Genomic DNA, 20,267 nt, shown 5'->3' with positions numbered 1-20,267 from the left:
CGAACTCAGAAGTGAAACACAATAGCGCCGATGGTAGTGTGGGGCTTCCCCATGTGAGAGTAGGACATCGCCAGGCTCCAAATTTATTTTCACTTTTTAGAAAAGTGAAGACAAAAAGTTTTCAGAATCGTTTTTAAATGATTCTTGAACTGCTGATATAGCTCAGCCCGGTAGAGCGCACCCTTGGTAAGGGTGAGGTCCCCAGTTCGAGTCTGGGTATCAGCACCATATTTAGTTGATTTGATTGTTCAAGTTAACAACAGAATTTGTTTGACGACCATAGCATTGTGGACCCACCTGATTCCATGCCGAACTCAGAAGTGAAACACAATAGCGCCGATGGTAGTGTGGGGCTTCCCCATGTGAGAGTAGGACATCGTCAGGCTCAAATTGCTTTAAGCTGAATAGACACTGCGGAGTGGTAGTTCAGTTGGTTAGAATACCGGCCTGTCACGCCGGGGGTCGCGGGTTCGAGTCCCGTCCACTCCGCCACTTATTAGAAAGCCTAGTCTTATGACTAGGCTTTCGTCGTTTCTGGGTATCGATAATTTGGTCTCCGATCAACGAGTCCCGGTCGCCTGAGATCCCAGTTACTCAGCTACTATAAGAAGCCTCGCTAGAAGTAGCGGGGCTTTTTTACATCTAAATCATAGTGCTTCGCACGTTAGTCGAATAACTTGCACAAAAGATTCCCGTATCCCGTAGCTCTTAGCCTAGGGCTCTCCAACCTTACGATTAGAGTTACACCATTTCAGACTCCAGTTGTGAATTGAAACAAGCATAGAGCTTTAATCTCAGTGCCGAGTACCCGTACCATACGCGTTGTAAGTTAGCTTTATGAGACGAACTGACTCAACGTATCCCCTTCTCCACACCTGAAACTGTACAGGCCTTATAACCTATCTTGTTGCTCTGTACTTGTAGGTGGTTTCTCTATTTAGCGAGTTTTTTCAAGTATTAGCTAACAGCCCTTCGTCTACGAAACCTAACTTCTGTCCTATCTGTGAATCTAGAGGATAGTTCTGATGTGTAATTAGGGCTCTATCATGGGGGATTCTCTTAAGAACGCTAGAGCCCCTAATCAGTCGACTTAATAGCTATTGTTATGCATTACGCGCCTTGTTCTAATCATTTCAAAGGGTAAAAGTGGACTAGATTCAGGTTGAAGGAGAGGGGCGTTTGGTTGCGTTCCAAAGTTGTGCTGGAGGGATATAGACTAAGAAATAGTGAACCTCTCGTATCCGTGCCTACACGTGCAGTAATGTTTATCACCTAACCGGATTGGGACTCTTTGGTTCTAGGATCTGGTGTCTTAGGATGTTTACAGGTATCTCTTCGATTCTGATGTGTTTGTTGACTCGATATTAATCAGTTGTGTTGACCGCTTTGCTCTGAGCATATTGATTTCTTGCTGGTTAGTTCAAGCTATGTTTTGGTTATTGGGACTAAGATGAAGCTAGAAGGTCACTACTGTTTGCTTAGTTGAAATAAAAATCCCCCAAATCATCTGCGGATAGTTTTGTGATTATTTTACGAAATAGATAAAGCCTCAAAAGCTAATGGGTCGAACTATGAAATTGAGTTTTAACTTTGAAGATGCGAGCCAGATATTTGTGGGATCTTTTGCTTTGGCTGTACCGATTTCTTTTTCTGAAGAGGCTTGGAAGTTAGGGGAGACTTTACCTACCGCTAATCTATTGCTGCTATTTTTGCTGTCTGCGGTGTTCTTAGGCTTCTATACATATGAGAGCGTCTTTCAAAAAGATGTTGTTGCACGGTTGCCTGTGTTTATTTTTAGAATAGTTATTGCTTATGTTATGACGGCATTGGTCGTTGCTTTGGTACTGACTTGCCTGGACAAATTACCTCTAATGAGTGACCCTGTTGTATCGATCAAAAGAGTGATTGTTATTTCAATGCCTGCCTCTATGGGCGCTATTGTAGTGGATAGTTTTGATAAAGAGTGAACTGTGTTTCAATTTGGACTGAAGTGCCGTACAGAGCTTTTCTAGCGCTTATTTGATTCGTTATTTAGCTTTCTCACTTCCAGACTTAGCATTGATTTGTTTAACCGCTTTCTTCATCAATAAAATGAGTAGTAAGGTTACTATGAGTAACTCTTACGTCAATGTGTTGTTTGTTGTTGGGAGATATTGAAGAGCGTTAAGTAGCGAAGATTTGTAGCTTTGGAAGAATATGAAAACGGTTAGTTTCTGAATTGAATATGGTATTTGAAAGGTGAGGGTAGTTGTATTGAGATGTTGGGATCTTTAGATGCAAAAAAGCCGCATCAATGATGCGGCTTTTTTTAATTGGCTCCCCTTGCAAGACTTGAACTTGCGACATACGGATTAACAGTCCGCCGTTCTACCAACTGAACTAAAGGGGAATTGATTGTTTAGTCTCTAATCAAGAGAATGGTGCCGACTACCGGAATCGAACTGGTGACCTACTGATTACAAGTCAGTTGCTCTACCTACTGAGCTAAGTCGGCATCATGAATCAAAAAGCTTATGCTTGATGATTAACTTGGCTCCCCTTGCAAGACTTGAACTTGCGACATACGGATTAACAGTCCGCCGTTCTACCAACTGAACTAAAGGGGAATTATTCTTAAAGCTTTAAAGAAATGGTGCCGACTACCGGAGTCGAACTGGTGACCTACTGATTACAAGTCAGTTGCTCTACCTACTGAGCTAAGTCGGCACATAATATTTCTTTGTGCTTTACTGTTGTTGTCTAAGACACCAACAAATAAATTGTGGTGCCCGGAGGCGGAATCGAACCACCGACACGAGGATTTTCAATCCTCTGCTCTACCGACTGAGCTATCCGGGCGACGAGGTGTATTAAACGTGTTTTCGCGTTCTGGGTCAACATTAAATTGCAAAAAAAGTATCGTTTGATGTTTTTCTATACTTAGTGGGTTGTTTTTGCTCATTTGGGGTGAAAAACCTAGGTCTAGCATGCCCTAAAAGATAGTAAAACTACGGTTAACTACACTGAATGGGCGCCGAAATAAAAAAAGCACGTATGAAAACGTGCTTTTTTATTTAAAAATTTTCTAGGGAGTTTAGTGTTTTACTTCAAACCTATTAACCCAAGCTTCTAATTCGTTGGAAAGGGAGGCAAGAGTTTGGGTGCTGTTATGACTTTCTGTTACGACATTGCTCAGTTGGTTACCGCTCTCTTCGATCATATTGATACGCTTCGATATATCATCGCTCACCTGAGTCTGCTCAGCGGCCGCTGTTGCGATTTGATGACTCATTGATGAAATAGACTCTAATGCGACAACAATCTGTTGTAGTGCTTCAGAGGCGTTTTGAGACTCTGTTACGGTGCTTTCACTAGTCGCGGCACAAACTTCCATGGTTTGAATTGCGTTGCGAGATCCTTCTTGAAGGTTATTAATCATTAATTGGATTTCTTTGGTGCTCGATTGTGTTCGGCCTGCAAGGTTACGAACCTCATCTGCTACAACTGCAAATCCCCGACCTTGCTCGCCAGCTCGAGCTGCTTCAATAGCTGCGTTAAGTGCCAACAGGTTCGTTTGCTCCGCTATATCACCAATCACATCCAATACTTTTGCAATGTTGTTTACATCATTATCTAGGTTAGCGACAGCTTCGCTGGCTGTGCCTAGTTGGCCTGCTAGGCCTTGAATGTTATCTACTGTGTTGTGAATGAGTTGTTGGGTATGCTGGCTCTGTTTGTCGGCCTCATCTGTGTTGCGCGCGGTATCGCTAGCTGAATCAGCTACGTTATTGGCTGAAGAGGCCATCTCGGTCATTGCTGTCGCGATCATCTCTGTTGATTGCTGTTGGGTGTCTGTCAGTTGGGCAATTGACCCAGCGCGATCTTCTACGCGCTGCAGTTCGCCTCTTAATGCCAGCATTGAAGCGTCAAGGTTTGATACTAGCTCAGCCAATGACTTACTCATTTGTTGCACTGCGTGATAGATACTGCCGTCAATTGCCTGAGTTTCGAAAGAGGTTTGAATTCGACCTTGTGCTACGGCTTGTACTGCTTCTCGTACGTCTTTAGGTTCGCCGCCAAGAAGCGCTAGCATGCGTTTAATGGATACAATTAGGCTCGATAGAATAAGACCAGCAATCACCACACAAAGGAATAGCTGCCATTGAGCGGTAGACCAAAAACGAGCGTTAACTTCATTGAACCCGATACCGGTGCCGACAACCCAGCCCCAATGTGGTGTTTTCTCTGCTATAGACAGTTTTTCTTCAATCGTTCCATCTGGAAGTTTTTGTGTCCAGGTGTATTCAATTATCTGGCCAGTGCGATTACCAAGTACTCTTTGGATCAGCTGACCAACACTATTGCCGTCGCCATCTTTAAAGTCGTTAAAGCTGGTTCCGTGTAGTTGAGGATCTAATGGTGTCGCGACAAACGTCATGTTCTCATCGGCTACGTAAACATATTCATTATCTTTATAGATGTTGTTACGTAGAAGACGAGTAGCTAGTTGCTTAGCTTGCTCTTCTTCTAGAGTGCCATCAATCGCCATTTTTTCGACTTCAGTAAGGATGCTGTATGCACTCTTAAATAGCTCGGTCACGCGAGCTTTGTTGTCCATGTTGCTCGCGACTCTCAATGTCCATAAACCAGTAGCAGTCAGTGCTAGCAGGGCGATCAAGATGATGCCCGATAATAAGTAAGCTTGCGTTTTTAGTTTCATATTTCCCCGCGCAGCGATTCAATAATTAGTATTAGGTATAATTCATCGAATCTTAATCTAAGTGGTGTAAGGCAGATATTAGAAAGACATCAAAATATGATAGAGATTAAATTTTCGAAGAAAAAAAAGTAACAGAACTTGGTTCTGTTTGTTTTAATGTGAAGATTAGCGTGTCATGAACTTTGGGGTGAATTGTTCTGTCGAAGTGGGGGACTCTTTATAGAACTTAGAATCTGCTGCTGTAGTAAGAGTACTAGAAGGAGATAACTCAATTTATCGAGACTGATTAAGAGTAGAGTAGAGTAGATGAGTATATTGAATAGAGCTTGCTTTTGTTTAAACGAAAAAAAGCCAAGTCTTTCGACTTGGCTTTCTTGAATGTGGCTCCCCTTGCAAGACTTGAACTTGCGACATACGGATTAACAGTCCGCCGTTCTACCAACTGAACTAAAGGGGAATTATTTGTGTCAACATCAGGTCTATAAAGACCATTATTTGTTAAGCACCAAATAATGGTGCCTCGAGGCGGAATCGAACCACCGACACGCGGATTTTCAATCCGCTGCTCTACCGACTGAGCTATCGAGGCAAAAGAATGGTGCCGACTACCGGAGTCGAACTGGTGACCTACTGATTACAAGTCAGTTGCTCTACCTACTGAGCTAAGTCGGCACACTAAATTCTTTGCTTAAAGAGTTAAACTCTTCAATTAAAACCTCATATAAAATGAAGTCCTTTAAAAATGGCTCCCCTTGCAAGACTTGAACTTGCGACATACGGATTAACAGTCCGCCGTTCTACCAACTGAACTAAAGGGGAATTATTTGTGTCAACATCAGGTCTATAAAGACCATTATTTGTTAAGTACCAAATAATGGTGCCTCGAGGCGGAATCGAACCACCGACACGCGGATTTTCAATCCGCTGCTCTACCGACTGAGCTATCGAGGCAAAAGAATGGTGCCGACTACCGGAGTCGAACTGGTGACCTACTGATTACAAGTCAGTTGCTCTACCTACTGAGCTAAGTCGGCACACTAAATTCTTTATGCTTTTGTTCGTGTTGCTACTCCCTGTTAAAGAGTGTTGACACCAACAAATCAAATTGTGGTGCCCGGAGGCGGAATCGAACCACCGACACGAGGATTTTCAATCCTCTGCTCTACCGACTGAGCTATCCGGGCAACGGAGCGCTATTAAACGGATTTTCTTCATAACCGTCAACACCTTTTTTGAAAATAATTAAAAAAAACGTTCGTTAGTTGTTTTTTTATTCAAAAGTGAGGCTTACGTTTTACCTTGGTTAAAATCTTTCTTGAATTTTGTTACTTTTTCTAAGTATCGGCGCGACTCTTTGTTTGGGTGCTTTTTAGTAAGTGCCCAGTATGCTTGGCTAGGTTGCAGCGAGTTTAGGTCTCGCATTGCTCGTTTTCTATCCTTACTGAAGGTATTGAGTACGCCACCCGTGCCGCCGTTGTATGCTGAAATCATGCTGTACTCGAGCGTTGTCGGGTGTTTTACATCTTTCAAATAACGATTTTTGAGTATGTAAAAGTATGCGGTGCCTGCATCAATGTTGTTTTCTGGATTGAATAAATACTCAGGACTTGGCTCTCCAGGCTTGTTCTTTACTAGCTTAAACACATCTCGACCTGCGGTTTTAGGCACCACCTGCATAAGACCGTATGCATTCGCCCAACTCACCGCGTAGGGGTTGAAACTACTCTCTGTTTTGATTATCGCGTAGATCAAGTCTTCAGGAATGTCGTAACGCTGAGATGCTCGTCGAACGATATCGGCGTATTGATAACTACGCTGACTGGCGTGATCGGCCACCATTGGGATCTCAACGTAATAGGCTTTTTTAAAGTCGACTTCTTTGGTTTTTAGGTTATTAGCGATCAGGTAATCAGCGAACTGGTTAGCGCGCCAAGACCATTGGATAGGCTTTTTTTCTTGGTCTACAACTTGGTTGTAGAGGAAAGGCCTGCCTTCTAATTTGATGCTTTTGGAAGAGAATAGGTCGACATGCGCTGGATCATCTGGCGTCAAAAGCGTTGTCATGATTGCGTTTTTGAGGTGTTTTTTAGGTTCAGTCGAGGAGACCGTTTCTACCGTTATGAGGCCTTCGCTAAAGTTTACTTCGGAACGGCTCAGGTAATTATCTATGTATTTCACATAGTTACTCTTACCTGCCATTTTTACTTCACTACTACCCCAGCGTTTTTGGATATTGCCAGAAAAGCTATTAATCAAAGCATCTAGTGCTCCGGTGTCTTTTTCAAACTGACCAGGCAGCTCTGCCAAATTGCTTACAAATCGGTTGGTCGGCTCGTAATTAACATCATAAATGCTTTCGACAAATTCACGGCTGCAGCCAGTTAATAACATGGCTGTTAGGAAGTAACTTAGCTTTTTCATAGTTCCTCATACAAAAATGACATCGCAGCGTTAACCATGATGTCATTAAAAATTGCTTAAATAAATGTCTTATTCGCTTGGTGGAGTATAGCCATCAATTACGACATCTTTACCTTCGAAAAGGAAGTTAACCATCTCAGTTTCTAGAAGTTTACGATGCTCAGGATCCATCATGTTTAACTTCTTTTCATTGATAAGCATAGTTTGCTTACTTTGCCATTGTCCCCAAGCTTCTTTAGACACGTTGTCAAAGATACGCTTACCTAAGTCACCTGGGTAAAGTTGAAAATCTAGGCCTTCAGCATCTTTTTGAAGGCGAGCACAAAATACAGTGCGGCTCATAGTGGTTCCTCTTATCGCGTTCGTTGATTCAAACGTCGTCGTTCAGTTCAAAGGGTAGGCTCTCAATAAGCTGCTTTACAGGAGCGGCTAGGCCAATTTCTTCCGGTTTTGATAAGTTATACCAGAGACCTTTAGTCCCTTCCATTATCAAATCTGGTTGTTTATCTAATTTCACTAATACTGGCGTGATATCTAAGTGGTAGTGGCTGAAAGTGTGTCTAAACGTAATCATGGTCTTGATCGAATTGGTTTGAGTGTCTTTGATCGAGCGAAGATCTAGTTGATGTTCGATCTCTGCGTTTTCATTTTGAGGGAAACAAAACAATCCGCCCCAGATACCAGATTGAGGGCGCTGTTCGAGCCACACTTGGTTATCGTGATAGAGAATCACAAACCATGTTTCTTTTACTGGCTTTTCTTTCTTAGGCTTTTTGCCAGGGAAGTCGAGCTGTCTATCGAGCTTCTTAGCCTCACACATGCTTTCAATTGGACACAAGGTACATTTAGGTTTGCTACGAGTACAAACCATCGCACCCATGTCCATCATTGCTTGGTTGTACTTATCGACATCTTTGTTCGGAGTATGTGCTTCGGCGTGTTCCCAAAGCTGGTTTTCGACTTTCTTTTGCCCCGGCCAACCTTCAACGGCAAAATTTCTCGCAAGCGTTCGTTTTACATTGCCATCAAGAATCGCATGAGGAAGCTTATGAACCGATGATAAGACGGCTGCTGCTGTTGAGCGACCGATGCCCGGTAGCGCGTTCATCTCTTCGATAGAAAGCGGGAATTCACCACCATATTGCTCAGCAACGATCTTGGCTGCTTTATGTAGATTGCGAGCTCGTGCGTAATAACCAAGCCCTGTCCATAAGTGGAGTACCTCATCTTGTTCGGCGTTCGCTAGGTCGATAACCGTTGGAAAGCGTTCTAAGAAGCGTTGGTAGTATGGAATTACCGTAGCAACCTGAGTCTGCTGAAGCATGATTTCAGATAGCCAAACGGTGTAGGCGGTTTTGTTTTGTTGCCAAGGCAATTCTTTACGCCCGTAGGCGTCATACCACTTTAATATGGCGGTTGCGAAAGGAGTCACGACATGCTCTATGCTTTGCTATTATTAGAAGCGAAATTGCAACACACTTAACGTTGGATGTAAAACAGACAAATTGTGTGGGAATTTATCCACGGAAAGACTTGCACCGGAGGCAATTCTTTGGATAATCCCCGCTTTGATTAATCAATGTGCAGGCAAAAATCAATGAGTGAAGTGACCACTAACGAATATACTGAAGACGGCAAACTGGTTCGTAAGATCCGTAGTTTTGTTCGCCGCGAAGGCCGCTTAACGAAAGGCCAAGAGAACGCGATGAATGAATGTTGGCCAACAATGGGTATCGACTACAACCCAGAGCTTCTTAACTGGAAAGAAGTATTTGGCAACGATAACCCGGTTGTACTAGAGATTGGCTTCGGTATGGGTGCATCACTGGTTGAAATGGCAAAGAACGCACCTGAGAAAAACTTCTTAGGTATTGAAGTTCATAGCCCAGGTGTTGGTGCGTGTTTAGGTACAGCTCGCGATGCTGGCGTAACTAACCTGCGTGTAATGTGTCACGATGCTGTAGAAGTATTTGAACACATGATTCCAGATAGCAGCCTGCATACACTGCAACTGTTCTTCCCTGACCCATGGCACAAAGCTCGTCACCATAAACGTCGTATCGTTAAGGCTGAGTTTGCAGAGATGGTTCGCGGTAAGCTTCAACTTGATACTGGTATTTTCCACATGGCAACAGACTGGGAAAACTACGCAGAACATATGATTGAAGTGATGAACGTAGCTCCAGGTTTCAAAAACATCGCTGAAGATGGTGATTACATCCCTCGTCCGGATGAGCGCCCGCTAACTAAGTTTGAAGCTCGTGGCCACCGTTTAGGTCATGGTGTTTGGGACATTAAGTTCAAGCGTACTAAGTAACTCCGAATCAAATGAAGAGAAGGGCAGTCCGATTTAGGATTTAACCCCTACACTTTATGGGATTGATTAAAGCCAACATTATTGTAATGTTGGCTTTTTTGTCCTTAGGCTTTTATTTCAGTAAAGGCTTAAGGACAGAGAGTAATACCAATCACAGTAAGTAAGTGATCAGAAATAGCGTAGGAAAAAGGCTTGAGAACAAGGCAGTATTTTTCGATAAGTAGTTACTCTACAATCAAAAATTCTAACGCAGTTATCGAGCATTTTAACAAGCTAGAGTGAGCAGTTATTTACTACGATTGGTATATGTTACACCCCTACAAAAATAACAATATAGAAGTAAGCGCACATGAAACCAACTCAAGCTATTTTGGCCGAGATCTTAGACGAAGTTCGTCCTTTAATTGGACATGGAAAGGTCGCTGATTATATCCCTGCACTGGCTCGCGTATCGAACCAGAAACTGGCGATCGCGGTATACACCAATGAAGGTAAGGTGATTAAAGCCGGCGATGCTGAAGAAGCATTTTCTGTGCAATCTATCTCTAAAGCCTTGAGCCTTACGCTAGCTATGGTGCTATATAAGCCTGAAGAGATTTGGCAAAGAGTAGGCAAAGAGCCTTCTGGTCAAGCCTTTAACTCGATGATTCAGCTTGAGATGGAGCAGGGGATTCCCCGCAACCCGTTTATCAATGCGGGTGCTATTGTCGTAGCAGACCTATTACAAAGCCGCCTGTCAGCACCTAGACATCGCTTGTTAGAGTTTGTGCGCCAGTTGTCGGGCGACACTCATATCGTGTATGACAAGATAGTAGCGGCTTCAGAAATGATGCACAGCGATCGTAATGCGGCTATCGCGTACTTGATGCGTTCATTTGGTAACTTTGAAAATGATGTTATCCCTGTTCTGAATAATTATTTTCATGCCTGTGCGCTTAAAATGACGTGTGTTGATTTGGCCAAAACCTTTAGCTATTTGGCAAACAAAGGTGTCTCGGTTCAAACCAAGAAAGAGATCATCACGCCAGTCCAAACCAAGCAGTTGAATGCTTTGCTTGCGACATGTGGTTTGTACGATGGTGCGGGCGAGTTTGCCTACCGTGTTGGTATGCCAGGAAAGTCGGGTGTCGGTGGCGGTATTATTGCCATTGTTCCGGGTGAGATGACAATCGCCGTGTGGTCCCCAGAGCTTGATCCTTCTGGTAACTCTTTAGCAGGTACTAAAGCACTAGAACTGCTTTCTGAGCGTATCGGTCGTTCTATTTTCTAAGAGAAAGGTACGAGATTCGAGCACGGACGTTGTCCTATAGAACGCTTCGCTCCGAGAGGGGGCTATAAAACAAAAAGGGTTGACCCTAAAGCCAACCCTTACACAATACTTCTCGAATCTATTCGTCTTCATCTGCCATGAAGGCTTCCAGCAAATCATTTAGGAATAGCTTCCCTTTTTCAGTGATCTGCCAATGAGTGTCGGTTTCATTCAAGTAGCCTAGCTCTTTTGCCCATTCAATCGTTTTTTGAATCGAATCAAACTCTAACCCAGTCGTATCAATGAAGTCTTGCTTTGGACATGCTTCCATTAACCTAAAGCGGTTCATAAAGAACTCAAAAGGTCGGTCTTCATTCGGCACTTCAAACTCATCGGATAGGTACGGTTTCACCATGTTCTGGTAAGCCGCTAAATAGCCTCTAGGGTGTTTAACCTTAGTGGTGCGAACAATGCGTCCATCAGCAAAACTTAGCTTGCCATGAGAGCCACAGCCAATACCTAGGTAGTCACCAAAGCGCCAGTAGTTGAGGTTATGTTGACACTGATATTCCGGCTTGCTGTAGCCTGAAATTTCGTACTGCACATACCCTGCGTCTGCGAGCTTCTTATGGCCTAGGTCGAAGATATCCCAAAGGTCATCATCATCAGGCAGCGTTGGTGTTTTGTAATAGAACATGGTGTTAGGTTCTATTGTTAGCTGATACCAAGATAAGTGCGGAGGGTCGAGTTCGATCGCTTTGTCTAAATCAGCCAACGCTTGATCAATACTCTGATCCGGTAAGCCGTGCATTAAGTCTAAGTTGAAACTATTCAATCCAATCTTATGCGCTAAGTGAGCTGCGTTGACCGCTTCATCTTGACCATGAATACGCCCAAGCCTTTCCAGTTTCTCTTGCTCAAAACTTTGTACGCCTACCGAGATTCGACTCACCCCTGCCTTTTGGTAACCAGCAAAACGCTCAGCTTCGATAGTTCCTGGGTTGGCTTCCATGGTGATTTCTATTTCAGGTTTGAACGGGATACGCTGTTCAATGCCTTGTAGCAATCGGCCAATTCCTTCAGGAGAAAACAGGCTTGGGGTTCCGCCACCAATAAAGATCGAATGTAGCGGACGAGGCATACCATTGAGCTGATATTTTTCGATGTCTGTATCGAGATCCTCAAGCAGTGCATCGATGTATTCTTTTTCTGGAATCTCGGCTTTCAGAGCGTGAGAGTTAAAATCACAATACGGACACTTTTGTACACACCACGGGATGTGTACATAGAGGCTAAGTGCGGGTGGTATTAGCGCTGTGTCGTGCATTACAGAGCTTGCTCCTTGAGAGTCTTGAATAGTGACGCAAGCGCTTTACCACGGTGTGATAGTTGCTTCTTACGTGACGATTCAAGCTCTGCTGAGGCGCAGTTATCTTCTGGTACAAAGAACACAGGATCGTAGCCAAAGCCATTCTCACCGTGTTCTTCAGTAAGAATACGACCTTCCCATTTACCGTGACACACTAGAGGTGTTGGATCATTCTTGTGACGCATTAGCACCAACACACAGTGGAAACGCGCAGTACGCTTTTCAGTTTCGACACCTTGCATCGCGTTTAGCAATTTTTCGATGTTCTGCTTATCGGTTGCCCCTTCACCTGAGTAACGCGCTGAGTAGATGCCCGGAGCACCATTTAAGTAATCAACTTCTAAACCTGAGTCGTCAGCAATGGCTGGCAGCCCTGTTTCTTTCGCTGCATGGCGAGCTTTGATGATGGCATTTTCAATGAAAGTCGTTCCTGTTTCAGCGACTTCTGAAACGTTAAATTCACTTTGCGCGACAACGTCAAAACCAAACTCAGACAGAATATCTGCCATCTCGCGAACTTTGCCTTGGTTGCCTGTTGCTAAAACAATCTTACTCATGGGGATGTGGCTCTAAATAAGTTAATAAATGAAAAGTAAGGTTTGAGCTTACTCTTCTATATAGAATTTCTGTGTGAAACGCAGTGGACCAGTGCCTTTTAGGCCTGCGTTCACATCGATGTCGAAGGTGATGTTTTCTTCGTGAGTTACGGGGAACTCAGCAAGGTAATAAATCGCATCGCCTTCTTTGATTTCTCGAAACTTCAAAGTACGGGTGTTTCCAACGAGGTTCTTCGCTGTTCCGGTAATTTTAGCTGTTGTCGCAGGCTTGCCTAGAGAAGCCTTGTCTAACACGCTGATGTTGAGGATTGCTGAGTATCCATTTCGCTTAAGTTTGTATTGCTTAGCGACTTGCGAAGTTAAGAACGTGGAATTAAAAGCCGAGTAATGAACCTCGACATCCTTAATGTTCTTAAATTGCCCTGCAGAGCTCGGTAAGGCAACAAGAGCTGTGAGTAGTGCTGTTATCCATAAACGCATAATGACTCCAATAAATAGCAAAAAGCCATCACAGGATGGCTTTGACTTCAGTTGGGATCTGGCTTGGCGAGCATATTCGAACTTGCTTGTGCCTACCGAGCTCTCCCTTTTCTATCTTAATTTGCCCTTTTGCGACCTTAAACTGTTTCGCAAGGTATTTCGCTAAATGGGCATTGGCTTTGCCATCAACCGGTGGTGCAGTAATGGCAATTTTCAGTTCCTCACCGTGCAAGCCGACAATTTTGTCTCGGCTTGCTTTGGGTTGGATATAGAGCCTAAGAAGAATATCGTATTCCTCGGCCCAAACTGCTTTTGGCATCGTCAAAGTACCTGAGGTTCGTACTTGAATTATAGCTGATACCAAATAGGACCGATCATGTCGCCCATTAGGAAGTTCGCAAATTGCAGAACAATGAACAGAACCAGTACGCTTAGGTCGAAACCACCCATGTCCGGAAGGATACGGCGGATAGGCACTAGCATTGGTTCAGTCAGTTGATGGAACACGTACTCTATTGGGCTGCGACCTTGGCTTACCCAGCTTAGGATTGCACGGATAAGTAGAACCCAGAAGATCAAACCACCAGCCGCTTTGAGCAGAGACAGTGCACCAAAGATTAGGAAGCTAATATCGAAAACGGCAGCGCCGCCAGAGATAATCAGGTTTAGAGCAACGAACTTAAGTACACACAGCACATAAGCGAAAACAACGGTCGCCAGATCAAGGCTGCCGATTGATGGAATAACTCGGCGTAGTGGGGCAACAACCGGTTGTGTCGCTTTTACGATGAATTGTGAGAATGGGTTGTAGAAATCTGCACGTGATGCTTGTAGCCAGATACGCAAGATCACAACCATGATGTAAAGATCAAAAACGGTCGAGATCAGAAAGCTCATCGAGTTCATATTGTTTCCTTTTTCGGATTTACTTGCCGCTTAGATATAACCAGAGCGGCAAAATGCTTAAAACAGTTTTTCCATCTCTTCAGCTCGAGCAACCGCCGCTTGCATGGCTTTTGCTACGATGTCTGATAGTTGATGTTCGTTAAACGTGCGTAGTGCTTCTGCGGTCGTGCCGCCTTTTGATGTCACTTGTTCACGCAGTGTTGATAATTCAGTATCTGGGTTTGCTACGACCATCTCTGCCGCGCCTAATGCAGACTGTTGCACTAGCTTACGAGCGGTTTCTTGATCAAAACCTTGGTTGATTGCTTCAGCTTGCATCGCTTCCATAAACAGGAAGAAGTAAGCCGGAGCGCTACCCGCCGCCGCAATGATGTTGTTGATTCCAGACTCTTGTTCAACCCAGCTTACTTCACCAACAGCTTGCATCAGCTGAGAAGCAAAGTCTTTATCATCTTGGCTAACGGTTGAATCGGCATAAAGACCACTCATCCCTTTACCAAGCAGTGATGGCGTGTTTGGCATCACACGAACAAGGTTCAGCTGGCAGTTTAACATCTCATTGAGTCGGTTCGCATTAATACCCGCGGCAATTGAGATAACCAGTTTGTTGCTGAAGTCGATATCTTGTAAGGGTTTACATACATCAGCCATCATTTGTGGCTTCACGGATAACACCACAACGTCTGCTTGCTCTGCTGCTGCAATATTATCGCTGGTGGTATTGATACTGTATTCTTGTTCTAACGGCAGCCTTCTGGTTTCTGAAGGTGCTGTCGCAGTAATCTTTTGCGCTGGGTAACCACTCGCAACTAAGCCCGCTACAATTGAGCGAACCATGTTTCCCGCCCCAATAAAGGCGATGTTCTTATGTTCCATATATAAAATCCTGAGCGTGTCGCTGCGCGGATAAGGCGAAGCGGTATCAATACTTGTACTTGTCGTTACTTACTACGGCTATTTCGCGTAATCACGAGCGCCGAAAATAGCCGTTCCAATACGAACCATTGTGCTACCAGCCTCAACTGCTGCATCCATATCACCACTCATCCCCATCGAAAGGGTATCAATGTCTGAATACTTCGCTGCTAGCTTGTTTTTAAGCTCTGCCAGTTGAGAAAATGCATTAAGCTGAGATTGATAGTCAGATACGTTTGCAGGAATCGACATCAATCCTCTTAAGGTGAGGTTGGGTAGCGATGAAATCAACTCCGCGAGTGCAAAAACTGTCTCTTCTGAGGTTCCAGATTTGGACTCTTCACCACTAGTGTTTACCTGAATCAACACTTGCAAAGGTGGAAGTTCGCTTGGTCGTTGATCATTAAGCCTTTGTGCGATCTTATCGCGATCGACGGAATGCACCCATTGGAAGCTTTCCGCGATTGGGCGGGTTTTATTGGATTGAATTGGACCAATAAAATGCCACTCTAAATTTAGGTTAGAATGTTGTTCTGAAAAGTGTTTTACTTTATCTACACCTTCTTGAACATAGTTTTCACCAAAGGCAACCTGGCCTCCGAGTGCGGCTTCTAGAATCGCATCAATAGGTTTAGTTTTGCTGACGGCTAAAAGTTGCACGGACTCTGGAGCTCGTCCGCACTTTTGCTCAGCACTACGAATCTGTGAGGTGATTTGTTCGATATTTTGTTGAATACTACTCATAGCTGACTTTACTTAAGGGAAAATAAATGGATATCACTGAGTTACTAGATTTTAGTGTAAAGCATAACGCGTCAGATCTACATCTTTCTGCGGGTGTATCTCCAATGGTACGTATAGATGGTGAAGTAAGGAAGCTTGGAATCCCAGCTTTGAGTCATGCTGATGTGCATCGTTTGGTTTTTGAGATCATGAGCGATTCACAACGCGGTGAGTTTGAAGAAAAATTGGAAGTCGACTTCTCTTTTGAATTACCCAATGTTGGTCGCTTTCGTGTTAATGCGTTTAACCAAGCCCGTGGCTGCTCAGCTGTCTTTCGAACTATCCCTGTCGAAATCCCGACTTTAGATCAGTTAGGTGCACCTGAGATCTTCGAAAGGATTGCTAACTACGAAAAAGGCTTAGTGCTCGTTACTGGTCCAACTGGCTCTGGTAAATCAACGACTCTTGCGGCGATGGTTGATTACGTAAATCGCAACCACAATAAGCATATCCTGACGATTGAAGACCCGATTGAATTCGTTCACACCAACAATAAATGCCTAGTCAACCAGCGTGAAGTTCACCGTGATACTCACAGCTTTAAAGCGGCACTGCGTAGTGCGTTACGTGAAGATCCAGACGTAATTCTTGTTGGTGAGCTTCGTGACCAAGAGACGATCAGCTTAGCGTTAACCGCAGCAGAAACGGGTCATTTAGTGTTTGGTACTCTGCACACCAGTTCTGCGGCAAAAACGATCGACCGTATTATCGATGTGTTCCCAGGTAGCGATAAAGATATGGTTCGTTCGATGTTGTCTGAGTCACTGCGCTCGGTGATAGCCCAGAAGCTGCTAAAACGTGTCGGTGGTGGTCGTGTGGCGTGTCATGAAATCATGATGGCAACACCGGCGATCAGAAACTTGATTCGTGAAGACAAGGTTGCGCAGATGTATTCGATCATTCAAACGGGCGCAGCGCACGGCATGCAGACCATGGAACAAAATGCGAAGCAGCTGATGGCGCAGGGCTTGGTTGATTCGGAAGAGGTCGAGAAAAAGATCGAAATTGAAACCTCAATGTTTTAATCAAGGTGGACACAATGGAATTGAATCAAATCCTTGAGGGAATGCTTTCACAAAAGGCATCGGATCTTTATATCACTGTCGATGCGCCAATCCTGTTTCGTGTGGATGGTGAATTACGCCCCCAAGGAGAGAAGCTGAATGCGGCTCAGGTTGCTCAATTACTTGATGCGATGATGGAACAAGACCGACGTGATGAATATCAGCAAACGCGTGAGGCTAATTTTGCGATTGTGCGTGACTTTGGTCGTTTTCGTGTCAGTGCATTCTTTCAGCGAGAGCTGCCTGGAGCGGTCATTCGACGTATCGAGACTAACATCCCAACCTTTGAGCAACTAAAGCTTCCTGATGTACTGCAAGACCTGTCAATTGCTAAGCGCGGACTTGTGCTGGTGGTTGGGGCGACTGGCTCTGGTAAATCGACCTCGATGGCTGCAATGACAGGCTATCGTAACACCAATCGCTCGGGGCATATTTTGACGGTTGAAGATCCGATTGAATTCGTACACGAACATAAAAAGTGCATCGTGACGCAACGTGAGGTTGGACTCGACACCGAGAGTTACGAAGTTGCACTTAAGAACTCGTTACGCCAAGCACCAGATATGATTTTGATTGGCGAAATCCGGAGCCGTGAAACCATGGAATACGCGATGACCTTTGCTGAAACGGGTCATTTGTGTATGGCAACCTTGCACGCCAATAACGCTAACCAAGCGTTAGAACGTATTCTCCACTTGGTGCCGAAAGAACAGAAAGAGCAGTTCTTGTTTGACTTATCGATGAACTTACGTGGTGTCGTCGCTCAGCAACTCATTCGTGATAAGAATGGCAGCGGGCGTCATGGGGTATTCGAGATTCTGCTGAATAGCCCTCGTGTGTCTGACTTGATTCGTCGTGGTGAACTACACGAACTGAAAGCAACCATGGCTAAATCGAAAGAAATTGGTATGCAGACTTTTGACCAAGCTTTGTATGATTTAGTGATAGCAGGCAAGATCAGTGAAGAGGATGCGTTCCACAGTGCCGATTCTGCTAATGACTTGCGCTTAATGCTCAAAACCAGACGTGGTGATGATGACTACGGAACTGGGGCGTTGGCTGGTGTTAAAATTGATATGGGTTAGAAGCTACAGGCTTTAACGAAGAACGCCTGAGTTTAAAAACTCAGGCGTTTGAAGATACTTAATTATTATTCAGCGAACCGTGTTCTCGACGGCTGTCATCGTAATATTTGTTGCCGCTAGTGAAGCTAGAATTGGTTTTACCATCATTCATATACCCAGCACTGCTAGACCCTGTTGAGCTGCATGCTGAAATGGTTAGAGCGGCGAAGATTGCTAGAAAAATTTTCATGTGAACTCCCACTTACCTATTAATGAATTGCTTCGACATTACGTCGTAATATCATTATAGGATCACAACGGAGTTTAATCTTTGAGCTCTTAATTTTCGTTATGAATATTGTGCTTCAAACCAGCTCTCTAAAATGACGACTGCAGACTGGTTATCGACATTGCCTTTGCTTAGCGCTTTATAACCACCCATTTCAAAAAGGTCGGCTCTTGCTTCTGTGGTCGATAGTCTTTCATCATGTAGTTCAACATCGACACCAAAACGTCCTTTAAGACGGTTAGCGAACTTCTTTGCTCTGGGTGTGATGGTTGCTAAGTCTTTACCATGAAGGTCGGTAGGAAGGCCGACTACAATCAAGTTCGGTTGCCACTCCTTTATTTGCTTTTCGATGTCGTCCCAATTTGGGATACCATCTTTGGCTTTAAAAGCTTTTAGAGGACTTGCGGTGCCCGTGATTTCTTGTCCTATCGCACTGCCGATACTTTTTGTACCGTAGTCAAATGCCATAATTGTTCGTGACATGGGGTTTCCAAATTTATCTGTGTTTGAGAGTGGTTGCTGATTTGAGCTAGGCGTGACCAGCGTCTGCTGAAAGCTGAGCCGCATTTATGCCTAACATCTGTACAGCGACTTTCCAGCGGTCAGAAATCGGTGTATCGAAGATGACCTTCGGATCGGCTTCAACGGTTAACCATGAGTTCTCGGTCAGTTCGGTTTCCAGTTGTCCCGGTTCCCATCCTGCATAACCAAGTGCGACTAGATAATTCATCGGCTCATCTTCTGTGCCCAACACCATCAAGATATCTTTTGAGGTTGTTACCGAGATTTGGTCTGTCATGTTGATGCTGGATTGATAGCTGCCTTTAGGTTTGTGCAAAATAAACCCACGGTCTTCTGCGACCGGCCCACCGTTTAATACCGGCTTATCAAGACTTGCTTGATTGGATTTCGGCTGTTCAGAATCAACCTCAACTTGTTTAAGCATGCTGCCAACAGTGACATCGATAGGGGCGTTGATCATTAAGCCCATCGCACCTTCGTCGTTATGTTCACAAAGGTAAATTACCGAATTTTGAAAGTAGGGGTCTTTCATTCCGGGCATAGCAACCAGAAAGTGGTTCGTTAAATTCATAGAGCCTCCTGCCAGTGTGTTCCCAGTAAAGGAAAAAGAGCGGCGTGAAGCCGCTCATTGATTCTGTGCCGTTTGCGAATAGCTAAGGCTTTCTTTAGTTTAGGCTATTTAGCGTTAACGCGACGCTCGATTGCGTCCATTAATTTACCTGTTACCGAAATATCAAAAGCAGCTTCAATTTCACGGATACAAGTGGGGCTAGTCACGTTGATTTCTGTCAGCTTGTCACCGATAACATCAAGTCCGACAAAGATTAAGCCTTTTTCTTTTAGTGAAGGAGCTACTGCTCGTGCGATAGCCCAGTCTGTTTCACTCAACGGACGAGCTTCCCCTGTACCACCAGCAGCTAGGTTGCCTCGAGTTTCCCCTTTAGCCGGGATACGTGCTAGGCAGTAAGGCATTGGCTCACCGTCAACGACAAGAATACGCTTATCACCATTGCTGATGTCAGGAACAAAAGTCTGTGCCATTGCGTAGTTTTGACCGTGGTTCGTCAATGTTTCAATGATCACTGATACGTTTGGATCGCCTTCCTTCACGCGGAAGATTGACGCACCACCCATACCATCAAGTGGTTTAAGGATCACATCACCGTGCTTCTCACGGAACTCTTTAATCTTTTCCGCTTTACGAGTCACGATGGTTGTCGGTGTTAGTTCTGGGAACCAAGCCGTGAACAACTTCTCGTTACAATCACGTAGGCTTTGTGGTTTGTTTACGATCAGTGCGCCGTTCTCTTCAGCACGCTCAAGAATGTAAGTCGCGTAAATGTACTCAGTATCAAATGGAGGATCTTTACGCATTAACACTGCATCTAAATCAGATAGCGCGATTGTCTGTTCTGACTTGAATTCGTACCAACCGTTTAGATCTTCTTTTAGTTCTACAATTTTTGTGTCAGCAATGGCTACGCCTTGATCTAAGTGTAGATCATCCATTTCCATGTAATGGATTTCGTAACCACGACGCTGAGCTTCAAGCATCATGGCAAAGCTAGAGTCTTTTTTGATGTTAATGGATGAAATTGGATCCATTACGATGCCAAGTTTGATCATTTTTTT

20 protein-coding genes, 14 tRNA genes and 1 rRNA gene are annotated in these 20,267 nt (G+C 44.3%); 8 read left to right on the top strand and 27 right to left on the bottom strand.

What is annotated here, in order from left to right; translation table 11 throughout:
- The first annotated feature begins 151 nt into the window (after positions 1–151).
- The 4 genes from MSG36_RS06605 (at position 152) to MSG36_RS06590 (ending at position 1,967) form a co-directional block, all read left to right on the top strand.
- A tRNA-Thr gene (locus MSG36_RS06605) sits at positions 152–228 on the top strand.
- 41 nt (positions 229–269) lie between these two features.
- Positions 270–385: ribosomal RNA gene (gene rrf / locus MSG36_RS06600) — 5S ribosomal RNA — on the top strand.
- A gap of 30 nt (positions 386–415) precedes the next feature.
- Positions 416–492 (top strand) — tRNA-Asp (locus MSG36_RS06595).
- 1,079 nt (positions 493–1,571) lie between these two features.
- The gene (locus MSG36_RS06590) at positions 1,572–1,967 is read left to right on the top strand and encodes a DUF2391 family protein (RefSeq protein WP_048611972.1); all 396 of its coding nucleotides are present in this window, start codon (positions 1,572–1,574) and stop codon (positions 1,965–1,967) included.
- 346 nt (positions 1,968–2,313) lie between these two features.
- Here MSG36_RS06590 and MSG36_RS06585 read toward each other — a convergent pair.
- The 16 genes from MSG36_RS06585 to mutY form a co-directional block, all read right to left on the bottom strand.
- A tRNA-Asn gene (locus MSG36_RS06585) sits at positions 2,314–2,389 on the bottom strand.
- Positions 2,390–2,418: 29 nt separating this feature from the next.
- A tRNA-Thr gene (locus MSG36_RS06580) sits at positions 2,419–2,494 on the bottom strand.
- A gap of 36 nt (positions 2,495–2,530) precedes the next feature.
- Positions 2,531–2,606: transfer RNA gene (locus MSG36_RS06575), tRNA-Asn, on the bottom strand.
- A 24-nt stretch (positions 2,607–2,630) separates the two neighbouring features.
- A tRNA-Thr gene (locus MSG36_RS06570) sits at positions 2,631–2,706 on the bottom strand.
- A gap of 56 nt (positions 2,707–2,762) precedes the next feature.
- Positions 2,763–2,838 (bottom strand) — tRNA-Phe (locus MSG36_RS06565).
- A gap of 235 nt (positions 2,839–3,073) precedes the next feature.
- Positions 3,074–4,699, bottom strand: coding sequence for a methyl-accepting chemotaxis protein (locus tag MSG36_RS06560; protein ID WP_122082118.1), 1,626 nt, complete (start codon positions 4,697–4,699; stop codon positions 3,074–3,076).
- A 381-nt stretch (positions 4,700–5,080) separates the two neighbouring features.
- Positions 5,081–5,156 (bottom strand) — tRNA-Asn (locus MSG36_RS06555).
- Between the two features lie 56 nt (positions 5,157–5,212).
- A tRNA-Phe gene (locus MSG36_RS06550) sits at positions 5,213–5,288 on the bottom strand.
- Between the two features lie 7 nt (positions 5,289–5,295).
- A tRNA-Thr gene (locus MSG36_RS06545) sits at positions 5,296–5,371 on the bottom strand.
- A 71-nt stretch (positions 5,372–5,442) separates the two neighbouring features.
- Positions 5,443–5,518, bottom strand: a tRNA-Asn gene (locus tag MSG36_RS06540).
- A gap of 56 nt (positions 5,519–5,574) precedes the next feature.
- Positions 5,575–5,650: transfer RNA gene (locus tag MSG36_RS06535), tRNA-Phe, on the bottom strand.
- A gap of 7 nt (positions 5,651–5,657) precedes the next feature.
- Positions 5,658–5,733, bottom strand: a tRNA-Thr gene (locus tag MSG36_RS06530).
- Between the two features lie 74 nt (positions 5,734–5,807).
- Positions 5,808–5,883: transfer RNA gene (locus MSG36_RS06525), tRNA-Phe, on the bottom strand.
- 103 nt (positions 5,884–5,986) lie between these two features.
- Positions 5,987–7,120 carry a membrane-bound lytic murein transglycosylase MltC gene (mltC, locus tag MSG36_RS06520; protein WP_048615689.1) on the bottom strand — a complete coding sequence of 378 codons (1,134 nt, stop codon included), beginning with the start codon at positions 7,118–7,120 and terminating at the stop codon, positions 5,987–5,989.
- 69 nt (positions 7,121–7,189) lie between these two features.
- A complete protein-coding gene (locus MSG36_RS06515; RefSeq protein ID WP_010435637.1) occupies positions 7,190–7,462 on the bottom strand; it encodes an oxidative damage protection protein in 273 nt (90 codons plus the stop codon).
- Positions 7,463–7,490: 28 nt separating this feature from the next.
- Entirely contained in the window at positions 7,491–8,552 is a 1,062-nt protein-coding gene (mutY, locus tag MSG36_RS06510) for an A/G-specific adenine glycosylase (protein ID WP_248366742.1), read from the bottom strand.
- Between the two features lie 165 nt (positions 8,553–8,717).
- Here mutY and trmB point away from each other — a divergent pair, with 165 nt between their 5' ends.
- Positions 8,718–9,437, top strand: a complete 720-nt coding sequence (trmB, locus tag MSG36_RS06505) for a tRNA (guanosine(46)-N7)-methyltransferase TrmB (RefSeq protein WP_029222028.1) — start codon at positions 8,718–8,720, stop codon at positions 9,435–9,437.
- Positions 9,438–9,786: 349 nt separating this feature from the next.
- Positions 9,787–10,707, top strand: coding sequence for a glutaminase B (glsB, locus tag MSG36_RS06500; protein WP_248366740.1), 921 nt, complete (start codon positions 9,787–9,789; stop codon positions 10,705–10,707).
- A 118-nt stretch (positions 10,708–10,825) separates the two neighbouring features.
- On the opposite strand, the gene hemW is transcribed toward glsB, so the two are convergent.
- The 7 genes from hemW to MSG36_RS06465 all read right to left on the bottom strand — a co-directional run bounded on the left by hemW (position 10,826) and on the right by MSG36_RS06465 (position 15,657).
- Positions 10,826–12,013 (bottom strand): radical SAM family heme chaperone HemW, encoded by a 1,188-nt coding sequence (gene hemW, locus MSG36_RS06495; RefSeq protein WP_248366738.1) that lies wholly within the window; start codon positions 12,011–12,013, stop codon positions 10,826–10,828.
- Complete coding sequence (locus tag MSG36_RS06490; RefSeq protein WP_248366736.1) at positions 12,013–12,612, bottom strand: XTP/dITP diphosphatase; 600 nt, start codon at positions 12,610–12,612, stop codon at positions 12,013–12,015. The genes hemW and MSG36_RS06490 overlap by 1 nt, the downstream gene beginning before the upstream one ends.
- Before the next feature lie 48 nt (positions 12,613–12,660).
- Entirely contained in the window at positions 12,661–13,092 is a 432-nt protein-coding gene (locus tag MSG36_RS06485) for a DUF4426 domain-containing protein (RefSeq protein ID WP_017062246.1), read from the bottom strand.
- 28 nt (positions 13,093–13,120) lie between these two features.
- Positions 13,121–13,411, bottom strand: a complete 291-nt coding sequence (gene yggU / locus MSG36_RS06480; protein WP_171317513.1) for a DUF167 family protein YggU — start codon at positions 13,409–13,411, stop codon at positions 13,121–13,123.
- A 29-nt stretch (positions 13,412–13,440) separates the two neighbouring features.
- Positions 13,441–13,998 carry a YggT family protein gene (locus MSG36_RS06475; RefSeq protein ID WP_017067798.1) on the bottom strand — a complete coding sequence of 186 codons (558 nt, stop codon included), beginning with the start codon at positions 13,996–13,998 and terminating at the stop codon, positions 13,441–13,443.
- 57 nt (positions 13,999–14,055) lie between these two features.
- Positions 14,056–14,874, bottom strand: coding sequence for a pyrroline-5-carboxylate reductase (gene proC, locus MSG36_RS06470; RefSeq protein ID WP_248366733.1), 819 nt, complete (start codon positions 14,872–14,874; stop codon positions 14,056–14,058).
- Between the two features lie 78 nt (positions 14,875–14,952).
- On the bottom strand, positions 14,953–15,657 hold the full coding sequence (locus MSG36_RS06465; protein WP_059021997.1) for a YggS family pyridoxal phosphate-dependent enzyme: 705 nt from the start codon (positions 15,655–15,657) through the stop codon (positions 14,953–14,955).
- A gap of 26 nt (positions 15,658–15,683) precedes the next feature.
- Between MSG36_RS06465 and MSG36_RS06460 the strand changes: the two genes are divergently transcribed.
- Positions 15,684–16,721: a type IV pilus twitching motility protein PilT gene (locus MSG36_RS06460; RefSeq protein WP_017062242.1), complete on the top strand. Its 1,038-nt coding sequence runs from the start codon at positions 15,684–15,686 to the stop codon at positions 16,719–16,721.
- 14 nt (positions 16,722–16,735) lie between these two features.
- Positions 16,736–17,845, top strand: coding sequence for a PilT/PilU family type 4a pilus ATPase (locus tag MSG36_RS06455; RefSeq protein ID WP_017062241.1), 1,110 nt, complete (start codon positions 16,736–16,738; stop codon positions 17,843–17,845).
- Between the two features lie 58 nt (positions 17,846–17,903).
- On the opposite strand, the gene MSG36_RS06450 is transcribed toward MSG36_RS06455, so the two are convergent.
- The 4 genes from MSG36_RS06450 to gshB all read right to left on the bottom strand — a co-directional run bounded on the left by MSG36_RS06450 (position 17,904) and on the right by gshB (position 20,261).
- The gene (locus MSG36_RS06450) at positions 17,904–18,074 is read right to left on the bottom strand and encodes a hypothetical protein (protein WP_156172492.1); all 171 of its coding nucleotides are present in this window, start codon (positions 18,072–18,074) and stop codon (positions 17,904–17,906) included.
- A gap of 99 nt (positions 18,075–18,173) precedes the next feature.
- Positions 18,174–18,596 carry a Holliday junction resolvase RuvX gene (ruvX, locus tag MSG36_RS06445; protein WP_017062240.1) on the bottom strand — a complete coding sequence of 141 codons (423 nt, stop codon included), beginning with the start codon at positions 18,594–18,596 and terminating at the stop codon, positions 18,174–18,176.
- Between the two features lie 46 nt (positions 18,597–18,642).
- Positions 18,643–19,206 (bottom strand): YqgE/AlgH family protein, encoded by a 564-nt coding sequence (locus tag MSG36_RS06440; protein ID WP_048611435.1) that lies wholly within the window; start codon positions 19,204–19,206, stop codon positions 18,643–18,645.
- Positions 19,207–19,310: 104 nt separating this feature from the next.
- Complete coding sequence (gene gshB, locus MSG36_RS06435) at positions 19,311–20,261, bottom strand: glutathione synthase (protein WP_050634035.1); 951 nt, start codon at positions 20,259–20,261, stop codon at positions 19,311–19,313.
- Between the last annotated feature and the right edge of the window lie 6 nt (positions 20,262–20,267).

The organism is Vibrio sp. 1CM8B (assembly GCF_023161685.1).
GTDB classification, from domain to species: Bacteria; Pseudomonadota; Gammaproteobacteria; order Enterobacterales; family Vibrionaceae; genus Vibrio; species Vibrio coralliirubri.
This window is presented reverse-complemented; position numbering and strand designations above follow the sequence as displayed.